Annotated in this window: 16 protein-coding genes; 5 read left to right on the plus strand and 11 right to left on the minus strand. The window is 52.9% G+C overall.

Annotated elements, in window-relative coordinates:
* Positions 1-393 precede the first annotated feature (393 nt).
* Entirely contained in the window at positions 394-2067 is a 1674-nt protein-coding gene (locus tag BQ5453_RS02695) for a nucleoside kinase (protein ID WP_022101645.1), read from the minus strand.
* A 360-nt stretch (positions 2068-2427) separates the two neighbouring features.
* Here BQ5453_RS02695 and rpsO point away from each other — a divergent pair, with 360 nt between their 5' ends.
* Complete coding sequence (gene rpsO, locus BQ5453_RS02700) at positions 2428-2697, plus strand: 30S ribosomal protein S15 (protein ID WP_022101646.1); 270 nt, start codon at positions 2428-2430, stop codon at positions 2695-2697.
* 271 nt (positions 2698-2968) lie between these two features.
* Here rpsO and pckA read toward each other — a convergent pair whose 3' ends face one another.
* The 3 genes from pckA to BQ5453_RS02715 all read right to left on the minus strand — a co-directional run bounded on the left by pckA (position 2969) and on the right by BQ5453_RS02715 (position 9196).
* The gene (gene pckA / locus BQ5453_RS02705) at positions 2969-4573 is read right to left on the minus strand and encodes a phosphoenolpyruvate carboxykinase (ATP) (RefSeq protein WP_071122032.1); all 1605 of its coding nucleotides are present in this window, start codon (positions 4571-4573) and stop codon (positions 2969-2971) included.
* Between the two features lie 128 nt (positions 4574-4701).
* Positions 4702-7344 carry a YfhO family protein gene (locus tag BQ5453_RS02710; RefSeq protein WP_071122033.1) on the minus strand — a complete coding sequence of 881 codons (2643 nt, stop codon included), beginning with the start codon at positions 7342-7344 and terminating at the stop codon, positions 4702-4704.
* Between the two features lie 193 nt (positions 7345-7537).
* Positions 7538-9196, minus strand: a complete 1659-nt coding sequence (locus BQ5453_RS02715) for a putative transporter (RefSeq protein WP_071122034.1) — start codon at positions 9194-9196, stop codon at positions 7538-7540.
* A 1001-nt stretch (positions 9197-10197) separates the two neighbouring features.
* Between BQ5453_RS02715 and pafA the strand changes: the two genes are divergently transcribed.
* The 4 genes from pafA to BQ5453_RS14025 all read left to right on the plus strand — a co-directional run bounded on the left by pafA (position 10198) and on the right by BQ5453_RS14025 (position 15726).
* The gene (gene pafA, locus BQ5453_RS02720; protein ID WP_071122035.1) at positions 10198-11814 is read left to right on the plus strand and encodes an alkaline phosphatase PafA; all 1617 of its coding nucleotides are present in this window, start codon (positions 10198-10200) and stop codon (positions 11812-11814) included.
* Positions 11815-11842: 28 nt separating this feature from the next.
* Positions 11843-13492, plus strand: a complete 1650-nt coding sequence (locus BQ5453_RS02725) for a glycerophosphodiester phosphodiesterase family protein (RefSeq protein WP_337486889.1) — start codon at positions 11843-11845, stop codon at positions 13490-13492.
* A gap of 109 nt (positions 13493-13601) precedes the next feature.
* Complete coding sequence (locus tag BQ5453_RS02730) at positions 13602-14942, plus strand: hypothetical protein (protein ID WP_071122037.1); 1341 nt, start codon at positions 13602-13604, stop codon at positions 14940-14942.
* Positions 14943-15495: 553 nt separating this feature from the next.
* Positions 15496-15726 (plus strand): hypothetical protein, encoded by a 231-nt coding sequence (locus BQ5453_RS14025; protein WP_143033268.1) that lies wholly within the window; start codon positions 15496-15498, stop codon positions 15724-15726.
* Between the two features lie 430 nt (positions 15727-16156).
* On the opposite strand, the gene cysS is transcribed toward BQ5453_RS14025, so the two are convergent.
* The 7 genes from cysS to BQ5453_RS02765 form a co-directional block, all read right to left on the minus strand.
* Complete coding sequence (gene cysS / locus BQ5453_RS02735; protein WP_022101255.1) at positions 16157-17641, minus strand: cysteine--tRNA ligase; 1485 nt, start codon at positions 17639-17641, stop codon at positions 16157-16159.
* A gap of 177 nt (positions 17642-17818) precedes the next feature.
* Positions 17819-19165 carry a sodium:proton antiporter NhaD gene (nhaD, locus tag BQ5453_RS02740; protein WP_071122038.1) on the minus strand — a complete coding sequence of 449 codons (1347 nt, stop codon included), beginning with the start codon at positions 19163-19165 and terminating at the stop codon, positions 17819-17821.
* 675 nt (positions 19166-19840) lie between these two features.
* Positions 19841-20425 carry a DUF488 domain-containing protein gene (locus tag BQ5453_RS02745; protein WP_071122039.1) on the minus strand — a complete coding sequence of 195 codons (585 nt, stop codon included), beginning with the start codon at positions 20423-20425 and terminating at the stop codon, positions 19841-19843.
* Positions 20426-20494: 69 nt separating this feature from the next.
* Positions 20495-21625, minus strand: a complete 1131-nt coding sequence (locus BQ5453_RS02750) for a DNA recombination protein RmuC (protein ID WP_071122040.1) — start codon at positions 21623-21625, stop codon at positions 20495-20497.
* 198 nt (positions 21626-21823) lie between these two features.
* Entirely contained in the window at positions 21824-22750 is a 927-nt protein-coding gene (locus BQ5453_RS02755) for an AEC family transporter (RefSeq protein WP_071122041.1), read from the minus strand.
* A gap of 68 nt (positions 22751-22818) precedes the next feature.
* Positions 22819-23355, minus strand: a complete 537-nt coding sequence (locus tag BQ5453_RS02760) for a cob(I)yrinic acid a,c-diamide adenosyltransferase (RefSeq protein ID WP_071122042.1) — start codon at positions 23353-23355, stop codon at positions 22819-22821.
* 199 nt (positions 23356-23554) lie between these two features.
* Positions 23555-24136, minus strand: coding sequence for a hypothetical protein (locus BQ5453_RS02765; RefSeq protein WP_071122043.1), 582 nt, complete (start codon positions 24134-24136; stop codon positions 23555-23557).
* Positions 24137-24939: the final 803 nt, after the last annotated feature.

The following is a 24939-nucleotide window of genomic DNA, read 5'->3' on the forward strand; positions in this document are numbered from 1 at the left end:
AAGGCTCACAGACAGTGCTAATTACACGCTTGTTTGTGAGCCTTTGCTTTCATTTCCGACGCGGGACGCGTCGCCCCCATTAGAGCTTGCGTTGGGTGGTAGCGTTGGGGGTGCATTTGGTGCTAGAAGAAACGCAAGCACTAATGGGGGCGACGCGTCTCGCGTCGGGAAAGTGCCATGTTCATACACTTAATAAAGGCTCACAGACAATGCCAATTACACGCTTGTCTGTGAGCCTTTGATTTCATTTCCGACGCGGGACGCGTCGCCCCCATTAGAGCTTGCGTTTAGTGGTAGCGTTGGGTGCTTGAGTTTTGTGCTTGAGTCCGTTCGATGTTTACGTTTCACCAGAGACAAGTACACTATGACGCGTTTAACCCGTCAACCTATACGTTAATACTTGAACGTGCTGCCGCCCAGGAACTCGCGCAACAACGAGGTTGGGGGCAAACCACGTATGGAAATAGGTTTGAGGTAACTCAGAAATTTGCGCAAGCGGTATGCCTCAGAGTATTCGGGAGCCGACTCGGGCACCTCTTCAAGCAAGGGGAGCGCCTGGTCGCGCAAGGCCGCAAATTCAAAGAGCAATGCCGTGTTCATCATTTCGTCGGCCTGCTCCTGGAAGGGGAATATCCAACGCTCCTCGCCACGGCGCACCGAGGGCCATTGCGCAATAGTCTCCTGTGCCGAACGCGCACGATACTTGTGATCGCGCACAATGCGGCGCAGCAAACGGTTGTCGGTGGTAGGTATGTAGTTGTGGTCGTCGAGCAATATGGTGGTCAGGGCCGAGGCATATATCTTGAACTTGTGCTTGTCGGCCACACCCTCTGTCAACCGCGGATTAAGGGCATGAATGCCCTCGAGTATCAGTATGTCGTGCTCGTCAAGGTGGTAATGGTGGCCGCTGGGCGCACTCTTGCCCGAAGCAAAGTCGTAGCGTGGTGTTTCCACCTCCTCGCCATGTATGAGGGCATTTATCTGCTCGGTGAGCAAGGGTATGTTCATGGCGTCAATGTGCTCAAAGTCGTAATTGCCATCGGCATCGCGCGGCGTGTTGACACGGTCGACAAAGTAGTCGTCGGTAGATATGGGCAACGGGCGAAGGCCACAAGCCATAAGCTGCACGCTGAGGCGCTTGCTGAAGGTGGTCTTGCCACTCGACGATGGGCCGGCTATGAGTATCACCTTGAGTTCGGGGTTGGCAGCTATGCGGTCGGCCAAGTGGGCAATTTTCTTCTCCTGCAGAGCCTCGCTCACGTTGATAAGGTTGTTGGTGTAACCATGGCTGCAAGCATCGTTGAACTCGCCGATGGTGGTCACACCCAATATCTCGTTCCAGCGGTGCTGCTCACTGAACACTTCAAACATTTTGGGTTGTTCAACCATGGGGCGTAGTTGTGAGGGATTTTCAGGGTCGGGTATGCGCAACAGCAAGCCGTCGCCATAGAGCGCCAGGTCGAACAAATAGATTTGCGAGGTTTTGATGAGCAACGAACCATAAAAGTAGTCGGCCGTGTCGTCAAGGGTGTAGTAGGTGGTGTAGAGCTTGCCCACACTCTCAAGCAGTTTGGCTTTGCTCTCAAGCCCGTCGGCACGGAAGCGCGCCACAGCCTGCTCGGTAGGACAGGTTATGCGGTGAAATGGTATGTCGGCCGCCACTATCTGCGCCATGCGCTGCTTGAGCTGGTCTACCACCATTTGCGACACCACACCGTCGTTCGAACCCGTAATGAGGCGGCAATAGTAGCCATTCGACACGGGGGTTTCGATGCGCAAACGGGCCGAAGGACCATAAATGTCGCGCACCGCCTTGTAAAGCACAAAGAACAGTGAACGCGTGTAGGTGCGCAAGCCCGACGATGAGGTGATGTCGAGGAACTCCACATCTTTGTCGGTAAAAAACGTGAAGTGCAGGCCCTCAACCTTATTGTTTACCTTGGCACTGGTCGGGCCGTAGGGCATGTTAAGGTCGAGCATTTCATACACCTCTTCAAGATTAAAGCCTATGGGCACCTTGTGTGTGCGCCCCGTGTTTTTGCAACGTATGGTTATATTCTTGCTCATGTTTGTACTATTTTTAGTGTGGAGAGAGGAGGGCTATACATTAGCATCAAGAGAGCGGCAGACCACTCCTGCGGCCCACACAGCCACCACCATGCAGCAGCCCGTCTTATCAACGCTCAAATATACACTTATTTGCCCAAAATACCCTTTGCAAATGTGTGAAATTAGCTTGCAATGTTACACTTTAGGACATAAATGCCGCAATATCAGCACATTACGCACAATTATCGGCCGAAACACTTGGAGCTTTTGAGAATAGTTGCTACCTTTGCAGCCGCTATGTGTAAAGCAGCTGCGCGCAACCTTGCGCACAATGCCACACAGAGCATTATTACATTCATATCTCATAATTCATACACAATGTACTTAGATTCTGAAAAGAAGAAAGAGATCTTTGGCAAGTACGGACAGTCTAATTCGGACACTGGTTCAGTAGAGAGCCAGGTGGCCTTGTTTTCTTACCGTATTGCCCACTTGACGGAGCACATGAAGCAGAACCGTAAAGATCATACGACTGAACGCTCACTCGTTAAGATGGTAGGTAAGCGCCGCGCGCTCCTCAACTACCTGAAGCGCAAGGACATCGAGCGTTACCGTGCTATCGTTAAGAACCTCGGCTTGCGTAAGTAATCACGCTGCTGTACAGAGGTTTACTAACGAGACTCTGAAAAGCTTAATCCCGCCCAACACTGATGTGTCGGAGCGGGATTTTTTGTGCTCGCTTGCCAATGGGGTAATGGGGCAATGAGGGCAATGAGATAATGTGCTAATATGCTAATTGGCACATTAGCATATTACCCCATTAGCATATAACGCAAAAAGAGTTGGCCTTGCACCGGGGTGCAGAGCCAACTCTTTGAGTTGTTATGCTTTAAGCTTAGAACTTATTTAAGCCGCACGATTAGAGCTGGGGACCAGCAGCAACGAGAGCCTTACCAGCTTCGTTGGTTTCGTACTTCTTGAAGTTCTTGATGAAGCGTGCAGCGAGGTCCTTAGCCTTCTCTTCCCATACTGAAGCGTCAGCGTAAGTGTCGCGAGGATCGAGGATCTTAGGATCAACGCCGGGGAGTTCAGTAGGAACAACGAAGTCGAAGTAAGGAACAGTCTTGGTAGGAGCCTTGTCGATAGAACCATCGAGGATAGCGTCGATGATACCACGTGTATCGCGGATAGAGATACGCTTGCCTGAACCATTCCAACCAGTGTTTACGAGGTAAGCCTTGGCACCGTTCTTTTCCATCTTCTTAACGAGTTCCTGAGCGTACTTGGTGGGGTGCAATTCGAGGAATGCCTGGCCGAAGCAAGCTGAGAAAGTAGGAGTAGGCTCGGTGATACCACGTTCAGTACCAGCCAACTTGGCAGTAAAGCCAGAGAGGAAGTAGTACTGAGCCTGAGCCTCAGAGAGGATAGATACAGGAGGAAGTACACCGAAGGCATCGGCAGAGAGCATGATAACCTGCTTTGCAGCGGGGCCCTTGCTGATAGGCTTAACGATGTTGTTGATGTGGTAGATAGGATAGCTTACACGAGTGTTTTCAGTTACAGTCTTGTCAGCGAAGTCAATCTTGCCGTTAGCATCAACAGTTACGTTCTCGAGGAGTGCGTCACGCTTGATAGCGCCGTAGATATCGGGCTCGCTTTCCTTGTCGAGGTTGATAACCTTTGCGTAGCAACCACCTTCGTAGTTGAACACACCGTTGTCGTCCCAGCCGTGTTCGTCGTCACCGATGAGCTTACGCTTCGGGTCGGTAGAGAGGGTAGTCTTACCAGTACCTGAAAGGCCGAAGAAGATGGCAGAGCTTGTCTCTTCCATGTTGGTGTTAGCAGAGCAGTGCATAGAAGCGATGCCCTTGAGGGGGTTGTAGTAGTTCATCATTGAGAACATACCCTTCTTCATTTCACCACCGTACCAAGTGTTGATGATAACCTGCTCGCGGCTTGTGATGTTGAATACAACGGCAGTTTCTGAGTTGAGGCCGAGTTCCTTGTAGTTAGTTACCTTAGCCTTTGATGCGTTGTAAACGATGAAGTCAGGTTCGAAGCTCTCAAGTTCTTCCTTTGAAGGACGGATGAACATGTTAGTTACGAAGTGAGCCTGCCAAGCAACTTCAACGATGAAGCGCACAGACATGCGAGTTTCCTTGTTGGCACCACAGAAACCATCTACTACGAAGAGACGCTTGTTAGAGAGCTCTTTCTTAGCGATTTCCTTAACGGCTGCCCAAGCCTCCTGTGAAGCAGGCTTGTTGTCGTTGGGATATTCGGGAGTAGTCCACCACACTGTGTCCTTTGAGTTCTCGTCCATTACGATGAACTTGTCCTTAGGAGAACGGCCAGTGTAGATACCTGTCATTACGTTAACAGCGCCGAGTTCAGTTTCCTGACCCTTTTCAAAACCTTCGAGACCTGCCTTGGTTTCCTCTTCGAACAACTGCTCGTATGAGGGGTTGTGAACGATCTCTGTTGCGCCGGTAATACCGTACTTGGTTAAATCTAATGTTGCCATAATGCTTTATTAGTTAATAAAAAAAGTTTACTTGTTAGTAGGGTTAGGCAGCAGGCAGAGCAAGTGCCCGCGCTTTACCGCAGCAAAAGTACGAAAATGTTGGTACAAACGAAAAGTTTTAACGCATTTTATTTTGCTAATTTGCTGCATTCTTCTGCGCCATTGCTGGTGCGTTCCTTGCCTTTGCTCTGGCGCCATAGCGCAAAAGCGAACAGGGCTATTATCACAGCCAGTGCTGCGTAGGCCACGCTGTTGGTGGCGGTGATGCTGGCGGGGTGGAAGGTCATGACCACCTGGTGCTTGCCGGCAGGCACCTTGAGGGCGCGCAACACATAGTTGACACGGCCCAATTCGGCGGGCTTGCCGTCGATGGTGGCGGTCCAGCCGGGGTAGTATATTTCGGAGAACACTACTACGCCGCCCTTGGGCGAGCTGATGGTGTACTTCAGGCAGTCGAGGTCGTGGGCTGTTACCTGCACGCTGCCGCTGTCGAGAGGCGAGCCGTCGAGCACGGCGCGGAACTTTTCGTCGGCCACAGCCTTGTGTTTGGTGTCAAGCCCAGTGAGGCCGGCCATTTCGGCGTCGGCATTTTTCACAAAGTTGATGTTGCTCACAAACCAGCCGTTGCCGTTGGCATAGGGGTTGAGCACCACCTGGTCGGCCTGCTTGCCAAACATAAAGTATTTGGTGTTGAGCATGTTGAGCACGGGCGATATGCTGTCGCCTTTAACCTGGCTCATGTCGCCTTGTGCATTGTTCACAGCATTGACGAACTGCTGCAGCTCGTTGTTGAGCTGGCGGTCGATAAGGTCCTGATAGCGGTGCAATTTGGCTGCGTGGTAGCCGCCAATGCTGTGGTGGTAGTATGAGGTGGCGTTTGACGTTTCGTTGAACGGACTGCCGCCTGTGCCGAGATTTACCACACGGTAGTAGGTGGTGTCTTGCAGCACGCGGGCATCGGCGGGCGACTTGGTAAAGTTCTCCTCCATTACCGACTCCTCGGTGAACGAGTCATTGTTGAGGTAGCGCTTGTCAATCTGCCACATGTCGGCCAGGCAGATGATGCCCAGCAGCAAGCACATGAGCCAGCCCTGCAACTTGTTGGCGGCATAGGCCCAGATAACCAATACGCCCAGCACAATGATAAAGGCTGAGCGCAAGGCGTCGGCCGAGAGTATGGCATGGTGCATAGAGGTGATGGCGGCCATATAGCGGCCCACGAGGTCGGCGGGGAAACCGGCCTGGCGCATGTAGTCGAAGGTGGTGGCGTCGCTTTGCGATATGCAGTCGCCCACCACGCCCGGGGCCAGCCAAACAAGCAGGCAGAAGCCGAGGGTGAGCACAGTGGCTACGGGCAGACCTACCTTCTTTACCATCGGAGCCTGTTTCCAGTTGGTGAGCTGGAAGAGTTCCTTGCGCTTGCTTATTTCGTACAAACAGAGTATGGCGAGCAGCGGCATGGTAAATTCGGCTATGACGAGGGCTGAACTTACGGTGCGGAACTTGGCGTACATGGGCAGGTGGTCGATAAAGAAGTCGGTAACGCCCACATATTTACCCCATGCAAAGAGCAGACTGAGCACGGTGGCGGCCAGCAAGGCCCACTTTACAGGGCCCTTTACATAGAACAGGCCGAGCACAAACAGGAAGCACACCAGGGCACCCACATACACGGGGCCTACGGTGAAGGGTTGTTCGCCCCAATAGAGGTTGAGACCCGGGGGAGTGGCTTGCAGTCCGCTCTGCTGGAAAACCTGCTGAGTTTGGCCGGCGCACTGGTAAAAGTCGTCGTAGCCGGGCAAGTCCTCTACGTTTTCGCGGTCGAGGATTGACGATGAGCCGCCGCCCTTGTAGTCGGGAATGAGCAGTGTAAGGGTTTCGTCAATGCCATAGCTCCACATGGTGATGTAGTCGCGGTCGAGACCCGAGGTGGCCTTTTGTGCCGTTTGGCCCTTGGCGGGTTGTGCGGTGAGTTCGGCCTTGCCACGCATTGACTCCTGCGCATACTGGTAGGTGTGGTAAAGGTTGGGCAGGTTGGCTGCCACGCCAAGCAAGCCGGCCACTATCAGCACACCGGTGGCCTTGAGCCAGCTGCCCATTTTGCGGCGCACAATGGCGTCGACGAGGTAGGCCACTGCCATAAAGGCCATGACAAAGATGAAGTAGTACGACATCTGTATGTGGTTGCTCACCACCTGCAGGGCCGTAAATAGGGCTGTAACAGCACCGCCCCACAAATATTTGCCGCGGTAGCACAGCACCAAACCGCCTATGGTGGGCGGTATGAAAGCAAGGGTCATCACCTTCCAGAGGTGGCCGGCGGCAATGATAATGAGGAAGTAGGACGAGAAGGCCCACAATATGGCGCCTAACGCTGCCAGATAGGGCTTAAAGTTGAATGCGCGCAGCAGAATGTAGAAGCCGAGCAAATAAACGAACAGGAAACTGATGGCCGGAAACCAGTAGATGGTGCCAAGGCCAAAGGTGTAGCCCACCTTGTTGAGGGTATCGGTGGCACTGTACGAGGGGGCAGTCTGATAGGTGGGCATGCCGCTGAATATGGCATTCGACCAACGGCTCACCTCGCCACCATGGTGCTGCTTATACTGCACCTGCTCCTGCTTCAGGCCCTCGGCGGCCACACTGTCGTGTCCACCCAATACCAGGCCCTCGCTCATAGGGGTGAAGAAGTAGGCTATGCTGATAGCCAGGAATATGAGCACCGCCACGAGGTCGGGTGCTGCCTTCTTCATGATGTTTGAGAAATTCATTATATAGATGTGTGTTTAATTGATGACAGTTGTTGTTTTGGGTTAGGGGGTTAGCGGGTTAGGGGGTTAAAAAGTAACTTTCTCAACTTTTACGAACTGGGCAAGCAGCGGTAATCTTTTAACCCATTAACCCGCTAACCCATTTAACCTCCTACCCCCCTAACCTCATAACACCCTCTAACCCATCACCCCCTCACACCCACAGCATGACGATGAGCTGCGCAATGATTACGCGCAAAAACATACCGAGAGGGTATACGGTGGCGTAGGCCACAGAAGCCTTGTCGTTGCCGGGCAGCGAGTCGTTGACATACTCCAGGGCAATAGGGTTGGCCATGGCGCCACAGAGCATGCCTGCCGTGGTGGCATAGCTGCGTTTGTAACACACCACGCCCACTATGCTCATGATGATAACCGGCACCAGGGTGATAACCATGGCAATGCCTATCCACCACAAAGCTTGCGGCTGCATGACGGTGGCAAGGAAGTCCTTGCCCGCATCAAGCCCCAAGCAGGCCAGATACATTGACAAACCCAACGAGCGCAACATCAGGTTGGCACTCGTGGTGGTGTAGGCCACCATGTGGAAACGTGGACCAAAGGCGCCAATGAGTATGCCCATCACAATGGGACCGCCCGCCAAACCGAGCGTGACGGGAAACTTTATGCCGGGCACAAACACTGGGATACTGCCCAACAGCAAACCCAGCACAATGCCTATGAATATGGTCACCATATTAGGCTCGTCAAGGCGTTTCACCACATTACCCAGTTCGGTAGCCACGCGCTTTATGCTCTCAGCCTCGCCTACCACCGTCACACGGTCGCCCATGCGCAGTGTCAGGTTAGGGGTAGCCACGAGTTGTATGCCCGAGCGTTGCACACGGCTCACATTCACGCCGTAGCGGTTGCGCAGTTGCAAGTCGCCCAAGTGTCGTCCGTTAATGCTGGCTTGCGTAATGAGTATGCGTTGCGATATAAGTTTTGAGTCGAGCGCGTTCCAGTCCACATCGTTGCGGTTCCAGTTCGTTTCATCGCGCTGACCAAAGTATATGGTGAGCTGCGCCACCTGCCGCTGATGCGTGATAACAAGTATGCGGTCGCCGTTTTCGAGTCGTGTGTCGGCATTGGGCAGTATCACCTTGCCATCGCGCCACAAGCGCGACACCACGAATTTACTTTCGTCCATGCCGCTTATCTCGCCCAGGGTGTGGCCAAACACGGCCGGGTTGCACACCAGGAACGAGGCTATAAAAGCCTCATCGTCGTTATTGTCGTCGCTCGCCTTTTCGTGGCGTGAGAGCCAGCCCTTCACCAGCAGCAGGGCCACAATCACGCCCACCATGCCAAAGGCATACGTCACAGCACAGCTCAGGGCCGCACCCGAGGCTGGCATGTTGCACTGCTTGAGCGTTTGTTGAGCCGCACCGAGTGCCGGAGTGTTGGTAGTGGCGCCACACAGCACGCCCATCATGTCGGGCAAAGGCAGCAGTCCGGTCCAGCCCGGCACAAGTGCCAGCACCGTGCCCAGCACCACCACACCAAGTGCCAACAGGTTGAGTGTGGTACCGCCCTTGCGGAAGGTGCTCATAAAGCCCGGACCCACCTGCAAGCCCAATGTGTATACAAACAGTATCAAGCCAAAGCTTTCGGCATAGTTCAGCATCTGGCTGTCGACCTTCAAACCTGCGGCTCCGGCCAATATGCCGAAAAAGAACACGTAGGTGACGCCAAGACTGATACCACGTATGCGCCACTTGCTCAGAGCCAGTCCGAGCGCGCATATCAGGCAAATAATAATGACAGCCTGTATGGCTGATGGTATTTCAAAAAGCGTTGTTAACCAATTCATGGTCTGGTATATAATGTGTGTTGGGTTGATTTGGCGACAAAGTTAGTGCAAACCGAATGCAGTGCAAAGCGAAAGAGGGACTTTTTCGCTTTGCACTGCTGAGGTGCAGCCTAACTTGGACGAAGTAAAAGTTAGTGCAAACCGAATGCAGTGCAAAGCGAAAGAGGGACTTTTTCGCTTTATTGCCGCTTAGCGCGGAAGACATAAGAATATAAGTTGCAGCGTGTGTTAGCCGCTAACGCGGAATACATAAGAACATAAGAACAAAAGAACATAAGATATGACGTTTGTGTTAGCCGCTTACCGCGGGAACATAAGAACATAAGCTACATAAGTAACATATAAGGCCGCTGCGCGACTGACGGCCACGGACTAACGTCCGGGTGGCCTCAAGAAACATAAGGGCTGACACCGTAGCGTGGATTGGCAGCCGCTAACGCGGTAAACATAAGAACATAAGGACATAAGGACATAAGGGCTGACGCCGTAGTATTACATATAATAACGCTACGGCGTCAGCCCTTATGTTTCTTGAGGCCACCCGGACGATAGTCCGTGGCCGTCAGCCGCGCAGCGGCCTTATATGTTTCTTATGTAGCTTATGTTACTTATGTCTCCCGCGCTAAGCGGCAAGCACGAACGTTATCTTCTGTTCTTATGTGTCCTTATGTCTCCCGCGTTAGCGGCTGTCAAGCCACGCTACGGCGTCAGCCCTTATGTCTCTTGAGGCCACCCGGACGATAGTCCGTGGCCGTCAGCCGCGCAGCGGCCTTATATGTTTCTTATGTAGCTTATGTTCTTATGTCTCCGCGGTAAGCGGCTAACACAAACGATATATCTTATGTCCTTCTGTCTTCCGCGCTAAGCGGCAATAAGTATTAGCGGCTGCTTACTCCCCACCGTCACACATTCGTCACACAATCTTAAACACTTTCGTAACACCAGCATAATACCTTTGCACCCGTAATAACAAACTACTGACATAACCAACACACTACACAATGAAACTAAAGACATTGCTATTCATCGCCGCCTCAGCCCTGACCTGCACCATGGCCAAAGCCGGACAACAAGTGGCACGCCCCAAACTGGTGGTGGGACTTGTGATAGACCAAATGCGTTGGGACTACCTGTACCGCTACATGCCACACTACGGCGAGGGAGGTTTCAAACGTCTGCTCAACCAAGGCTATAGCTGCGAAAATACACGCATACCCTATGTGCCGTCTGTCACAGCCATAGGCCACACGTGCATCTACACCGGCTCGGTGCCAAGCATTCACGGCATTGCCGGAAATAACTTTGTAAAGAACGGTCAAAAGGTGTACTGCACCGACGATGCCACAGTGCGTCCCGTGGGCACGACAAGCAAGGCAGGCTATATGTCACCACGCAACCTGTGGGTAACTACCATTGGCGACGAACTGCGCATGGCCACCAACGACCAAGCCAAGGTGGTGGGCGTAGCCCTGAAGGACCGCTCCTCCATTCTGCCGGCCGGCCACAATCCCAATGGTGCTTACTGGTTCGACGATGCCACGGGATGCTTTATTACAAGCACTTACTACACCAGCAAACTGCCCGCATGGGTTAAGGCGTTCAACGCACAGAAACTGGCCGACAAATATCTGTCGGCACCATGGAACGCGCTACTCGACAAGAAAGCCTACACGCAGAGTACTGCCGACCGCACAAATTATGAAGACGGCATACAACCGGGCGTGGAGGCCACGCTGCCGCTCAACCTGCCCGCACTGCGCAAGCAATATGGCTACGGCATACTGCGCCACACGCCTTTTGGCAACACCATCACGCTCGACATGGCCAAAGCGGCCATTGAGGGCGAAGCCCTTGGCACCGACAGTGTGACCGACCTGCTGGCCGTGAGCTGCTCGAGCACCGACTACATAGGGCACCAGGTGGGCACCAATGCCGTTGAGATTGAGGACACTTACCTGCGCCTCGACCGCGACATTGCCGCTTTTCTCGACTATCTTGACCAAAAGGTGGGACGCGGCGAATACCTGATATTTCTGTCGGCCGACCACGGTGCGTCGAACAATGCACTCTACCTTACCGACCGCCGCATTCCTGCCGGCAGCTGGGACAGCGATGGGGCTAAAAGGTACCTGAACGAGGCGGTGAACGCTGCCGTACACACAAGCGGCAATGTGGTGAGCCACGTGATGAACAACCAGGTGTTTTTCGACCGCAAGGCCATTGCAGCCCAAGGGCTTGACTTTGACCGCATAGAGGCGGCTGCAGTGCAGCGTCTTGAACAGGACTCGGCGGTGCTCTATGCCGTAGACATGGCCAAAACGGCTACATCGGCTCTGCCCGACGAGGTGAAATTCCGCATTATCAACGGCTACAACCGCGAGCGCAGCGGCGATGTGCAGATTGTGCTGAAACCGGGCTTCTCGGCTCACGGTCTTAAAGGTACCGACCATGGTACATGGAACCCCTACGACACACATATTCCGCTCGTGTTCATGGGTTGGGGAGTAACCCCCGGCGCCAGCACACGCCAGTGCTACATGACCGACATTGCACCCACCATAGCCGCCCTGCTTCACATTCAAGCTCCCAGCGGCTGCATAGGACAACCCATTTTTTAAGCACACAACAACACACTACTAATAAATAATGACGCTTAAACACATCATGGCATTAGCCATTGGGTGCGGCAGCATGCTGTTCACCCTGTCTGCGTGCTCAGACGAGCAGCAATTTACCGACAACAACACCGATGCCAAGCGCATCGAGGTGCAACACATCACACCCGAAATGGCCAAAGTGCGCGACTATGTGCCACTCTACGCCGTAGTGGCCCACCGAGGCTCTACCTTTTGGGCACCTGAGGAGACTGAGGCCGCCTGGCGCTGGGCGCGCGAAATGGGGGCAGACTATCTGGAGTCGGACATGCAGGCCACCAAGGACGGCGTAATCCTGGCCAATCACGACGAAAACCTCAAGCGCACTACCAACATTGCCAATGTGTACTCCGAATATGTGCCGGCCTCGCGCAAGGACTTTTACCGCAGTTTTAAGAATGCCGATGACTCGCAACACTTCAGCGAGGAGGACATCGAGGCTCAGTACCAGCGCGATGTGAAGGACTTCCGCCCATACTACACCATGAGCTATTACTACCACGAACTGCTGGCCCTCGATGCTGGCAGCTGGTTCAACACCTCAAGCCCCGACCAGGCACGCGCTGCCTTTGCCCAAAAGGGCGGCATACACCAGTATGTGTCGGCCCTGCAGGACCAAGTGGCCTATGCCCAGGGCAAAATGCTGCGCCGCGATGCCAATGGCGAGCGTGTGCTTGCCTACCACATCAAGGACAAGTACAAGGACATGACACTCGAGCAGATTTACAATGCCGAAAAGCGCACTACCAAATGCGACGACCCCTCGGTGTCGTACACCTATGCCGCTAAATACATGGACTTTGTAGACTATGACTTTGACGATGCTTATGTGGCCGACCCGCAGGACATGGGCAACCGTCCGGGCATCTACATCGAGTTCAAGGAGTCGTGGCTTAACCCCAAGGACATGGAGGTGCGTGTGTACAACGCCTTGGCCGACTGTGGCTGGAACATTGCCACACAACCCGAAACGGAGCACAAGCCTTTCTACACCAATGGCAAGGTGAATGTGGGTAATACCAACGGCAAGGTTATTTTACAAACCTTCTCATTCGACGCGCTCACCCGTGCCTACAACGTGTTCAAAGGCAAGGTGCCCATGTGCTTCCTGTTGTGGACGGGTACTTATGCCACCGACTTGAAATACAACACGCCCACAGGTTATGCCGACTTTATTAGCTACGGCCTCAACCACGGTGCCCACATCATGGGGCCGGCCATATCGGGTGCACCTAACAACTATCCCGAAATGAACAACCCCTGGCAAGCTTACATGATACGCAAGTCGGGCATGATTAACCACCCCTACTCGTTCGACTCTTACGCACAGATGGCCAAATACATGGGCTACTACAACGACTACTATGATGCCGGCAACACCACACAATTTGACGACCTGCTGCTCACCACCGTGCCTGCCACAGCTCACACCAACTTTAGCGGCACCAAGTCGACACCTGTCTACATGGACGGCTTCTTTACCAACCGCTCTGAAATGTCGCTGCGCTTCATGATTGAAAACGGCTTCCGCTGCAACGCCAACTTGCCTAACCCCTTCCACAAGGGCGAGACGTACGACAACTCTCAGGCTCCATCGAGCGTGCCCGATGCCGAAAAGACATTGCAACGACTGGGATATTGATTGTAATAACTATTTGTCACACACACATCATAGAAGGCACGCAACATTAGTCAATACTATAATTGGTGCTTTGAATGCCTGCCTACTTAACATATAACTTTCACAACACATGAACAAATATATAACGCTGTCTCTTCTGGGCCTTGCCGCGCTCGCCAGCCACGCACAGGACTTTGACTCAAAACCGACTCTTGAACTTGGCAACAAGGAGCAGGACGTGAAATTTACCATCGGTGCACGCATGATGACCGATGCAGCATACTACCACTCAGACTTTACGCCCATGCACTCGGGTGCTGCGCTGACTGATGCGCGTATACGCACCTCAATGACTTACCGCAACTGGTACTTCTATGCCGACTTTGGCTTTGGCAAGGGCAAGTTTGACCAAAAGAACATTTTCCTGCAATATGCTGTCAAAGACAAACACGAGGGTAACCATGCCGTAAAGGTGGGCTATTACACCGACCCCGCAGGCTCTATGGCACGACTCACCTCGCTGGGCAGCTACCACTTCATTTCGCGTGCAGGGGCAGCCAATGCCTTGGGCACAGGACGCGAACTGGGTGCCACCTACAAGTACACCAACAAACACGTCACTGCCTACCAGGGCGTGTTTGCCGAGAACCAATACAACAAGGTGGACGCTGGCATCAATGGCGTGAGTGTGGCCGGACGATGGGTGGTGCGCCCCATTAGCACGGCTGACCAAACTTTACACTTGGGACTCAACATGCGCTACGCCCACTTGGGAGGCGGCGAAACTTACAACAATGTGCTTAAAAAGTCGCTCTCGTTGGGGCAGTCGCTCGAAACTTATGTTGACGAAAACCAAGACTTCTCATCATGCACGCTCGACTGGGCCAACAACACGTTCGACGTGGGGGCCGAAGCACTCTACCACAACAAGCGCTTTTTTGTGCGTGGTGAATACCGTCACAAACTTGTCACCAAAAAGCGTGACTCTAAAACGCTCTTCGAGGCTTCTAACGACAACATCGACACATGGGGCACGCTCAGTGCATGGGAGGCTGCCAACCCCCTGCGCACCAACCACTTTAATGGTGGATATGTTGAAGCGGGCTTTCTGATATTTGGCTCTCCCTATCACTACGACACAAACGAGGCTGTGCTTGGTGGGTTGAAAGGCAAAGCGCTCGAGGTCGTAGCCCGCTACAACTACACAGGACTTAACGACATCAACAAGGGCGAGTACTTCTCGGCAGGCCGCAACCAATACTACCCCGACGGCTACATGGCCGACTATCCCTACAACTCAAGCAGTGTGGGTGGTGGCAATGTCAATTCGTTCACCGTGGGCTTGAATTACAGTTTCAACAAATATGCGCAGGTCATGCTCAACTACACCTTGCACAAGGTTGACAAGGACTTCCTGCCTTACGACAAGACCATTCATGCACTCCAGGCTCGCGTACTCTTCTCGTTCTGACGGGGCAACACAGCATATATGAATATTGCTGTCAAGTGAAACGTTAACTTACGAACGGACTCAAGAAGTCGTAACGTGTGTGTTAGCCGCTAACGCGGGAGACATAAGAACATAAGCTACATAAGAAACATATAAGGCCGCTGCGCGGCTGACGGCCACGGACTAACGTCCGGGTGGCCTCAAGAAACATAAGGGCTGACGCCGTAGCGTGGATTGGCAGCCGCTAACGCGGTAAACAGAAGAACATAAGAACATAAGGACATAAGGGCTGACGCCGTAGCGTTACTATATGTAACACTACGGCGTCAGCCCTTATGTCTCTTGAGGCCACCCGGACGTTAGTCCGTGGCCGTCAGCCGCGCAGCGGCCTTATATGTTTCTTATGTAGCTTATGTTCTTATGTTCCCGCGGTAAGCGGCTAACACAAACGTCATACTTCTGTTCTTATGTCCTTATGTTCTTATGTCTTCCGCGTTAGCGGCTAACACATGCGCTTAACAACTAACAAGAAATGCAAAAGTGCCTGCACCTTGCACTTTTTGCTTTTAATAAGATGAATATCAGAGCATTACGCAGTGTATGCACACTTGCACTCTACCTACACTCTACCTACACTCTACCTGCACTTACCTACACTCTACCTGCACTTACCTACACTCTGCCTGCACTCTACCTGCACTTACATCACTGCTACGTATCACAACATAGGGAGGTAGAAAAAGTTATCGGAGCAACCGAAAAATCCACCTCCCTATACACACACAACGCCCTGGCACAACCGTAAACTCTACTACGCCTGGGCGTGCAGACAAGCATATTGTGCAGGCAGGTGTGTACACAAAAACGACCATTACCTACACACCCGAAAACAATGATTACCAGCGCATTACGTCAAAAAGTGCAAGGTGCAGGCAAAATCACCAAACAAATATTTAGGGTTGTGCACCTATAACACACTAACAGCACAAGCACCCAACGCAAGCACCAAGCACTACCACTAAGCGCTACCTCTAATGGGGGCGACGCGTCCCGCGTCGGGATTAAAGACAAAGGCTCACAGACAGGCAGTGTAATCACTGCTGTCTGTGAGCCTTTATTTTGTGTATGGACATTGCATTTTTCCCCGACGCGGGACGCGTCGCCCCCATTAGAGGTAGCGTTGGGTACTTGAGTCCGTTAGCATGTTTACGTTTATAATAGAGAATGTATGCGCATCAAGGCAGTTTCCAGGTGGCACCCTCTTTGGTGTCCTTCACCTCAAAGCCAAAGGCGGCCAGGTCGTCGCGTATCTTGTCGCTTGTGGCCCAATCCTTTTCGGCCTTGGCCTTGGCACGCAGACTGAGCAACAGGTCGATGGCATGGCCAAAAGCCTCCTCGCGCTTGGCGTTGCCACCCTCGGCCTCGCTCTTCAGACCCAATATGTCGAACACAAAGGTGTTTACCACCTTGGTCAAAGCCTCAAGGCCGGCAGGGGTGATAGTTTGCTGCTTGTCGACCAACTGGTTGATGACGCGGCATGCCTCAAACAAGTGACTGATAACGATGGGCGAGTTAAAGTCGTCGTCCATAGCCTCGTAACACTTGGTGGCCAGCTCGTTGGCATAAGCCTCGTCGAGTTTGCCGTTGGCCACAGCCTCAATGCGGCCGAGCTGCGACACGGCGTCCATCAAGCGATCGAAACCCTTCTTCGAAGCCTGCAATGCCTCGTTTGAGAAATCGACTGTTGAGCGGTACTGTGCCTGCAGTATGAAGAAGCGTATCGTCATGGGCGAGTAGGGCTGAGTAAGCAACTCGTGACTGCCGTTGAAGAACTGGTCGAGCGTGATAAAGTTGTTGTAACTCTTGCCCATCTTCTTGCCGGCAATGGTTATCATGTTGTTGTGCATCCAGTACTTTACCATTTGGTCGCCCTGCGATGCCACAGCCTGGGCTATTTCACACTCGTGGTGGGGGAACACCAGGTCCATGCCGCCGCCGTGAATGTCGAAGTGGGCACCGAGGTACTTGCGACCCATGGCCGTACACTCGCAGTGCCAGCCGGGGAAACCCTCGCTCCAGGGTGAGGGCCAGCGCATGATGTGCTCGGGCTGTGCCTTCTTCCAGAGGGCGAAGTCCACCTGGTGGCGTTTCTCGCCCACACCGTCAAGTTCGCGGCTGGCGTCGTGCACATCTTCAAGGTTGCGGCCCGACAGTATGCCATACTTGTGGTGCTCGTTGTACTTTACCACATCAAAGTATACCGACCCGTTGGACTCGTAGGCATAACCATTGTCAAGGATTTGCTGCACGAGCTGCTCCTGCTCAATGATGTGGCCTGTGGCGTGCGGCTCGATGCTTGGCGGCAACACGTTGAGCTTGGCCATGGCAGCATTAAAGCGGTTGGTGTAGTACTGTGCCACCTCCATGGGCTCGAGCTGTTCGAGGCGTGCTTTCTTGGCTATCTTGTCCTCGCCCTCATCGGCATCGTGCTCAAGGTGTCCCACATCGGTGATGTTGCGCACATAGCGCACCTTGTAGCCAAGGTGCTTGAGGTAACGGAACACGAGGTCGAAGGTAATGGCGGGACGGGCATGGCCCAAGTGGGCATCGCCGTACACCGTGGGGCCGCACACATACATGCCCACATGTCCGGGGTGGATAGGGGTGAACAGTTCCTTGCGGCGCGTCAGCGTATTGTAAAGGAATAATGAATGTTGCATATACTAATCCTAATTATTTTATTGGAGGGTTTTGTTAACGGGGTTGACGAGAGGGGGGTAACGGGTTAACAAGTAAGTACGCGGTACACTACTTATTATGTTAAAGTATGAATGGTAAGAAGGCAAACTTACCCGTTAACCTGTCGACCCGTAAACTTGTCAACCTATAATTTAGAGTTACACTCCCAGCACCACGCGCTGCACGAAGTAGCAAACGATGCCGGCCAAGTAGCCCACAAAGGCAATCCACGAAATGTGCTTCATGTACCACCCGAAAGTAATCTTTTCGAGTCCCATCACCACCACACCGGCGGCAGAGCCAATGATGAGCATCGAACCGCCCACACCGGCACAGTAGGCCAACAGTTGCCAGAATATGCCGTCCTGTGCAAAGTCGCCCACAGCAGTCATGGGATACATGCCCATGCAGCCGGCCACGAGGGGCACATTGTCTACAATGCTCGACAGCACACCGATAATGCCTGTTACGAGGAAGTGGTTACCCTCGAACACGATGTTGAGGCCCTGGCCCAGTTGTACGAGCACACCAATGGTTTCGAGACAGGCCACTGCCATGAGTATGCCAAGGAAGAAGAGTATGGTGCTCATATCGATACGCGACAGCATGTTGGTCACACGTTTTTGCATAGCACCCTTCTCCTCGGTATGACCAAGGTGACGGTAGAATATTTCGCTCACCGTCCAAAGCACGCCCAGCACAAGCAGTATGCCTACAAACGGGGGCAGATGGGTAATGCTCTTGAATATGGGCACAAAGATGAGGCCACCCACGCCCAGGAAGAATATCACCTTGCGCTGGCGTGCCGTCAGGTCACTGGCTGAGGTGGCAGCCTGTGGTGTGGCCGCGTAGCCGAGCTTGCCCTTGAGGGTGTACTGCATGATAAAAGCAGGAATGACCATCGACACGACAGAGGGTATGAATATCTCCTTTATCACGCCTGCGGCTGTGATGAGACCCTTGTTCCAAAGCATGATGGTGGTTACATCGCCAATGGGCGAGAAGGCACCGCCCGAGTTGGCGGCTATGATAACGAGCGAGGCATACTTGATGCGGTCCTTGTGGTCGCTCACGAGCTTGCGCAATATCATTATCATCACAATGCTCGTGGTAAGGTTGTCGAGTATGGCCGACAGGAAGAATGTCATGATGGCTATGCGCCACAGCAGACTGCGCTTGCTGGTAGTGCGCATCAGGTCGCGCACAAAGTTAAAGCCTCCGTTTTGGTCGACGAGCTCAACAATGGTCATGGCACCCATCAAGAAGAACAAGGTGGTGGATGTGGTGCCAAGGTGATGCTCTATCACCTCGCTCACGGCTTGCGGTATTTTGTCGCCAATGGCGGCGGCAAGGTACTGGCCAGGGTCGAACATGAAGATGGTCCAACAGCCCACAAACATGAGCAAGGCAATGGCGGCTTTGTTGATTTTTGTAAGGCTTTCGATGGCTATCATGAAGTAGCCCAATACGAATACAGCCACAATCAATGCGGTAAGTGTAGTCATTACGCTTTGTGTTTCAAAAGTTCATAGAGTTAATTTCACGGCAAAGTTGGGCAAAATTAGTGAGGGTTGCAAGTATTTATGCCATAAATGCTTGCAACAAATGTGCGAATGGGGTTGTTAATGTGGTAATATGCTAATGTGGTAATATGGTAATGTAGTAATGTGACAATGTAGTAATATGCTAATGGGCTGACGCCGTAGCGTGACTTGGCAGCCGCTAACGCGGGAGACAGAAGAACATAAGGACATAAGGACATAAGGCCGCTGCGCGGCTGATAGCCACGGACTGACGTCTGCGTGGCTCAAGAACATAAGGGCTAACGCCGAGGTGGGGACTTTTGAAGCGCTTACCGCGGGAACATAAGAACATAAGCTACATAAGAGACATAAATTGGAAGTCTAGGAACTGCGTTCCCAGACTATAAGAGACATAAGGGCTGACGCCGTAGCGTGACTACTTGAGTAGTACTTGGTACGCTACGGCGTCAGCCCTTATGTTCTTGAGCCACGCGGACGTCAGTCCGTGGCCTTCAGCCGCGCAGCGGCCTTATGTTCTTTTGTTCTTATGTTCTTCTGTTTTCCGCGTTAGCGGCTAACACACTCCACAACTTATGTCCTTATGCCCTTATGTTCTTCTGCTTTCCGCGTTAGCGGCTGCCAAGTCACGCTACGGCGTCAGCGAATTTCCGCATTCTTCAACCTATAAGCGTCAGCCAGTTGGTCGGCATCGGTATAAGGGTCGAACAATGCTGCTACGGGCTTGAGCACCCCCTTGCGCAAGTACTCGGCCACCATTTCGCGCTCAAGCGACAACTGGGTGCGCTGCCTGCCGTCCTTAAGCAGATGCACCACCTCCACACCAATATGCTGGAAATAGCGTCCCAACAGACAAAAACGGTGACACATCAATGGATCGGCCTCGGCACACATCAGCACAACGCCATACCCCGCAGCCAAGCCACGCACCACACGCGCAGCACTTTGTACAAAATAAGGCATCTGCATCACACGTTCATAGCTCACCAAACCCAGCGAGTCAATACAGTCGAAGTGACGCGGACCAAAGTCGCGACAAAAGTTGAGGTAGTGGCCGCCATGCCGAACTATAAACGTGCGCAAACGGTCGTCGTTATACTGCGGTGTATAACGACTCACAGGCTGGTTACGCACATCTATCACACACGTCACCCCAACCCGCTGCAATATTTGCCAAAATGTGTCGACTGGCAAATTAGAATGGCCTATGGTGTAAAGCGTCATACGCAACAATGTATGTGAGTAATTGGTTAACCCGTCACCCTCGTTACCCCCGTCAACTAATTAGCGTGTCTACTCCTCGTCGAATGTCAGCCCGTCGGGCATCGAGGCCGAAGGGTTGAGTCCCTTCTCCTTCCACCCCTCGAGCTGGCTCACTATGTTGCCGCGCCCCGTGGTGAGCTGGCGCTGTGCATCGTCGTAGGTGCGATGCAGCTGGTCGATGCTCTTGCCTATCTTGACAAAGTTCTGCGCAAAGGTGCTGAACTTCTTATAGAGCTTTTCGGCTGAGGTATATATCTCGTTCACCGAACGGCTCTGCAGTTCGCTCTGCCACAGGTTGTAGGCCAGTTGCAAGGCCATGAGCAGATTGGTGGGATTGATAAGTATGACGTGCTGCTGATAAGCCTCGGTGGGCAGATTGGGGGCTGCCGTAACGGCCGACACATAGGCTGCCTCGCCGGGTATGAACATCAGCACATAGCCTATGCTGTCGGGCACTATGCGCCCATAATCCTTGGCAGCCAGCTCCTTGACGTGCTGGCGCACACTGCGCACATGCTCCTTTAGCAGAGCCTCTTGCTGGGCGGCATCGTCGGCCGCCACATAGTCGGTAAAAGCCTTGAGCGACACCTTGGAGTCGATAATGACATTGCGCTGCCCGGGCAGGTGCACCACCACGTCGGGTATGGCCACTGAGCCGCGACCGTCGGGCTGATGGCTCTGCAGGGTGTAGTCGCGTCCCTCGGTAAGCCCTGAGGCTGACAGCAGATTGTTGAGCACAGCCTCGCCCCAGTTGCCTTGCAACTTGTTATTTCCCTTGAGGGCCTTGGCCAGGTCCTCGGCCTCGCGGCCCAGCGAGTTAGTCTGTTCCACAAGGGCCTTGATGTAGCCATCGAGCGAGGCGTGGCCTTTGACAAACTGTGTGCGGAAGTCCTCTATGTCGTGCCCAAGGGGTTTGAGCAACTCCTCGAGGGTGTGCAAATGTTGCTGTCGCAGACTGTCGCTTTGCGTGCGCATCATCTCCACCGACATGGCTTTGAATTCTGCCCGCAGTGCCTGTGCCTGTTTGCGCATGGCTTCCTCGGCATGCTGCTGCTCGGCTTTGAGTTGTGCCTGCGCACTGATGGCGGCACGCTGGGTGCGCAACACGCCTATGGCATAACCCGCCGCAAGGGCTACTATTGTGACTATTACAAAATACATAAGCGGGTAGGGGGGAGAGGGGGTAGAGAGTTAGGGGGTTAAGAGGTTAGAGGGTTAAGAGGTTAGAGGGTTAAGGGGTTAGAAGGTTAAAAAGTCACCTTTGTGAGTTGAACAAGCAATGGTAATCTTTTAACCCACTAACCCATTAACCCTCTAACCCATTAACCCTCATAACCCCCTAACCTTATAACCCCTAAATTAGAACAAACTTGCCACGTAGGCCACAAGAGGTATGGTCACCACCGACATCAGCGTGGTAAAAAACAGTCCCTGCGTCATCACACGCTCGTCCTTGCCATACTGCAAGCAAAGCATGATGCCGTTAGTGGCCACAGGCATGGCACTCAGCACCACCGCCACATCGCTCACAAAGGGATTGATGCCCATCAGCGCCAGCACACCACCCACAGCAAGGGGCAGCACAATAAGGCGCAACAGCGTCATGGAATAAACAAAACGGTTGCCAAACATATCGCGCACAGGTATGTGGCTCAGACTCGAACCAATAATGAGCAAGGCACAGGGGGTGGTGAGGTCGCCCAACAGGTGGAACCATTCGCCCACGGGGACGGGCATTTTAATGCGCGCAATGGCTATGACCACAGCTATGAGCGAGGCTATGACGCAAGGCGAAAGAATGAGTTTGGGCGAAAAGGCACTCTTGGCCTTTCCACCATTGATAAACGACACGCCAATGGTAAACACCAACAAGTTGAAAGGTATGTTGAGCACCGAAGCGCAGAACACGGCTTTGGAGCCAAACACGGCATCGCACACAGGATAGCCAATGAAACTCACATTGCCAAAAGCCAGCATAAAACGGCATATACCCATACGCGCCTTGTTCACCTTGAACACATGGGGTATGAGATAGGCCAGCCCTATCAGCACTATGTAGTTGACCACAGCCACCACGCCAAGAGCTACGAGCTCGGAGTTTTCAAAAGCCAAATCCTTGCCCATTACCGAGGCAAGAATTAATGCTGGCATGGATATGTTCATTATAAAAACCGACAGTTTGCGGTCGAGGTCGCCCGACCACAAGTCGCGTTTGGCGGCAAACAAGCCTACCAGCACAATGCCGAATATCATCAGCATCTGCGTCACGATGTGTAATAAGTCCATTGGTGTGTTTAGTCTTTGTTGTGTTATTGATGCTGCAAAGTTACGAAGATATGCTTAATTATAGGCACTCACTCCGCCACCAATGTCTCGGCCGTAGCAGTAAGGCTGTTTATTTTGCGTGCAAGGGCAAACAGAAAGTCGGACAAACGGTTGATGTAGGCCATCATGCCAGGCTGTAGCATACGTTGCACATCATCGGCAACACTGAGTGAGCAGAGCTCGCGCTCCGTGCGGCGGCACACACAGCGCACCACATGGGCCACAGCTGCCACGGGGTGTCCACCGGGCAACACAAAACCACGGAATATGCCGCCCACCAATGTGTCGGTGGCATCGATGCCGTGTTCAAGAGCCTCAACGTCATGCGGGGTGGCATCGAGGCTGAACAGCAGTCGCTGGGCACGCACTATCAGCCTTTCGTCAGCCTCAAAAGCATGTGGCGCCCCCTCAATGTGCAGAGTAGCGAGTTGTGCACGCAACAAACCAAGCTGCGCGTTGAGTTCGTCAAGGGCACCATAGCAGGCTATGCGCGCATCAGTTTTTGGCACACGTGTGCCGTCGGACAGCGAAGTAGTGCCAACATCGCCGGTTCGGGTATATATCATGAGCAAAGGGATTAGTTTACTGGTTGACGGGGTGACGGGGGTTGACAAGTTGACAGGTTAACAGGTTGACAGGTAAGTTAGTCAAGTTATGACGTTCCTTGTCTTTTCAGCCTTTAACACGGGCCGAATGTGCAGAACATACTTACTTGTCAACCCGTCAACTTGTTACCCCGTCAACCACGAATTCCATCAACAAGTTTTACAAGTAATTCACCACATAGTGCTGCCGCTGCAATTCGGGACGGAAAAACACTATGCCAAAGTCGTAAAGGTCAAACGCCACCTGCGCCTTGGGGTGCTGCAGCAGTTTGAGCCACGCCTTGCGATGGCGCCCGCCCACCTGGGTGAGCACCATCATGCCCCCCTCGGCAAGGGCATCAGTCAGTGCTTCGGCACAAGCGGGCCAGTTTCGGTTAGCCACTATCATGTCGGCCTTGCCGCCAGCATGGGTAGTGTAATGCGTGCCGCTGCTGCCAGCCTTGAGCCAGGCTGCCTCTGCCCCGTCGGCGGCATACCCCACACACCAGCAGCGTGCCGGGTGCTGAAAGTTGGCCAGGCGCAGCAGCAGGCGCAGGTCCTTTGGGCGCAAGGGGCAGCCATTCAGCATGCCGCGCCACTTTTGCGCAAGCGGCGCATAGGCATAGTACGCACCGGCCTCGTACACCACACCCGTCACAAAACCAAAGGCAAAGGGTGAGTGTATGCCGTACCCCCTGCGATGGCGAAAGCGGCGCAACCACCGCAGTGTGCGCCGCGGCGCTTTTATCAGTGTGCTTATCATATGTGCAAAGTTAGCAACTTTTCAACAATTATTGCTCCGGTAAAAGTCTAAAGCACATTGTAATAATGCTTTTGCCCTTACAGGTAGGGTGTTCAAAATCGGCATCAAAAATGAGATCGTTTTTGGGCATTCTATTCGTTGTTATTGCTATTCGGTGAAAAGTAAACATGCGAACGGACTCAAGCACAAAACGCTACCTCTAATGGGGGCGACGCGTCTCGCGTCGGGAAAAGATGCAGCTATTATTTAGTAGAGGTTCGTATTTTCCTCCTTTCTCTATTCCGACGCGGGACGCGTCGCCCCCATTAGTGCTTGCGTTTGGTGGTAGCGTTTGCTGCTTGCGTCCGTTCGCATGTTTACGCTAAAAGGTGCAAGAAAAAAAGTTGCATTTGGGACTTATACCATACTACAACAACTTACACACCGAGTATCTTGCATCTTACACTAATACACTACAACTCATTGACTATCAATACTTTACTCAGTGTAAGATACTACAAATTCCACCTACACACAACCTACACACCCCACATGCTGCCACACGGCACAAGCACAGGAGATAGATATCACTGCATAGGGGAGCAGAAAAGTCTGTTGCTCCGACAGATTTCTCTACGTCCCTATGGCGTATGATCCACCGCATACGACAAAAATGACTGCAAGACGGCGGGGTGCGATGTGTAAGATGTATGTAGAGGTGTGTAAGATATTTTGAAATCATCTTACACTCTTGAAACATCTGTATATCAACTCGTTACGTACAAAAAGTGTAAGATGGCAGTAAAAACACACGCACTCTTTTA

The sequence above is a fragment of the Prevotellamassilia timonensis genome, from assembly GCF_900106785.1.
GTDB lineage: Bacteria > Bacteroidota > Bacteroidia > Bacteroidales > Bacteroidaceae > Alloprevotella > Alloprevotella timonensis.

What these genes read in the sequence shown, in the direction of transcription:
- BQ5453_RS02695 (WP_022101645.1), bottom strand. Translation starts at nt 2,067, where the DNA reads ATGAGCAAGAATATAACCATACGTTGCAAAAACACGGGGCGCACACAC.
- rpsO (WP_022101646.1), top strand. Translation starts at nt 2,428, where the DNA reads ATGTACTTAGATTCTGAAAAGAAGAAAGAGATCTTTGGCAAGTACGGA.
- pckA (WP_071122032.1), bottom strand. Translation starts at nt 4,573, where the DNA reads ATGGCAACATTAGATTTAACCAAGTACGGTATTACCGGCGCAACAGAG.
- BQ5453_RS02710 (WP_071122033.1), bottom strand. Translation starts at nt 7,344, where the DNA reads ATGAATTTCTCAAACATCATGAAGAAGGCAGCACCCGACCTCGTGGCG.
- BQ5453_RS02715 (WP_071122034.1), bottom strand. Translation starts at nt 9,196, where the DNA reads ATGAATTGGTTAACAACGCTTTTTGAAATACCATCAGCCATACAGGCT.
- pafA (WP_071122035.1), top strand. Translation starts at nt 10,198, where the DNA reads ATGAAACTAAAGACATTGCTATTCATCGCCGCCTCAGCCCTGACCTGC.
- BQ5453_RS02725 (WP_337486889.1), top strand. Translation starts at nt 11,843, where the DNA reads ATGACGCTTAAACACATCATGGCATTAGCCATTGGGTGCGGCAGCATG.
- BQ5453_RS02730 (WP_071122037.1), top strand. Translation starts at nt 13,602, where the DNA reads ATGAACAAATATATAACGCTGTCTCTTCTGGGCCTTGCCGCGCTCGCC.
- BQ5453_RS14025 (WP_143033268.1), top strand. Translation starts at nt 15,496, where the DNA reads ATGAATATCAGAGCATTACGCAGTGTATGCACACTTGCACTCTACCTA.
- cysS (WP_022101255.1), bottom strand. Translation starts at nt 17,641, where the DNA reads ATGCAACATTCATTATTCCTTTACAATACGCTGACGCGCCGCAAGGAA.
- nhaD (WP_071122038.1), bottom strand. Translation starts at nt 19,165, where the DNA reads ATGACTACACTTACCGCATTGATTGTGGCTGTATTCGTATTGGGCTAC.
- BQ5453_RS02745 (WP_071122039.1), bottom strand. Translation starts at nt 20,425, where the DNA reads ATGACGCTTTACACCATAGGCCATTCTAATTTGCCAGTCGACACATTT.
- BQ5453_RS02750 (WP_071122040.1), bottom strand. Translation starts at nt 21,625, where the DNA reads ATGTATTTTGTAATAGTCACAATAGTAGCCCTTGCGGCGGGTTATGCC.
- BQ5453_RS02755 (WP_071122041.1), bottom strand. Translation starts at nt 22,750, where the DNA reads ATGGACTTATTACACATCGTGACGCAGATGCTGATGATATTCGGCATT.
- BQ5453_RS02760 (WP_071122042.1), bottom strand. Translation starts at nt 23,355, where the DNA reads ATGATATATACCCGAACCGGCGATGTTGGCACTACTTCGCTGTCCGAC.
- BQ5453_RS02765 (WP_071122043.1), bottom strand. Translation starts at nt 24,136, where the DNA reads ATGATAAGCACACTGATAAAAGCGCCGCGGCGCACACTGCGGTGGTTG.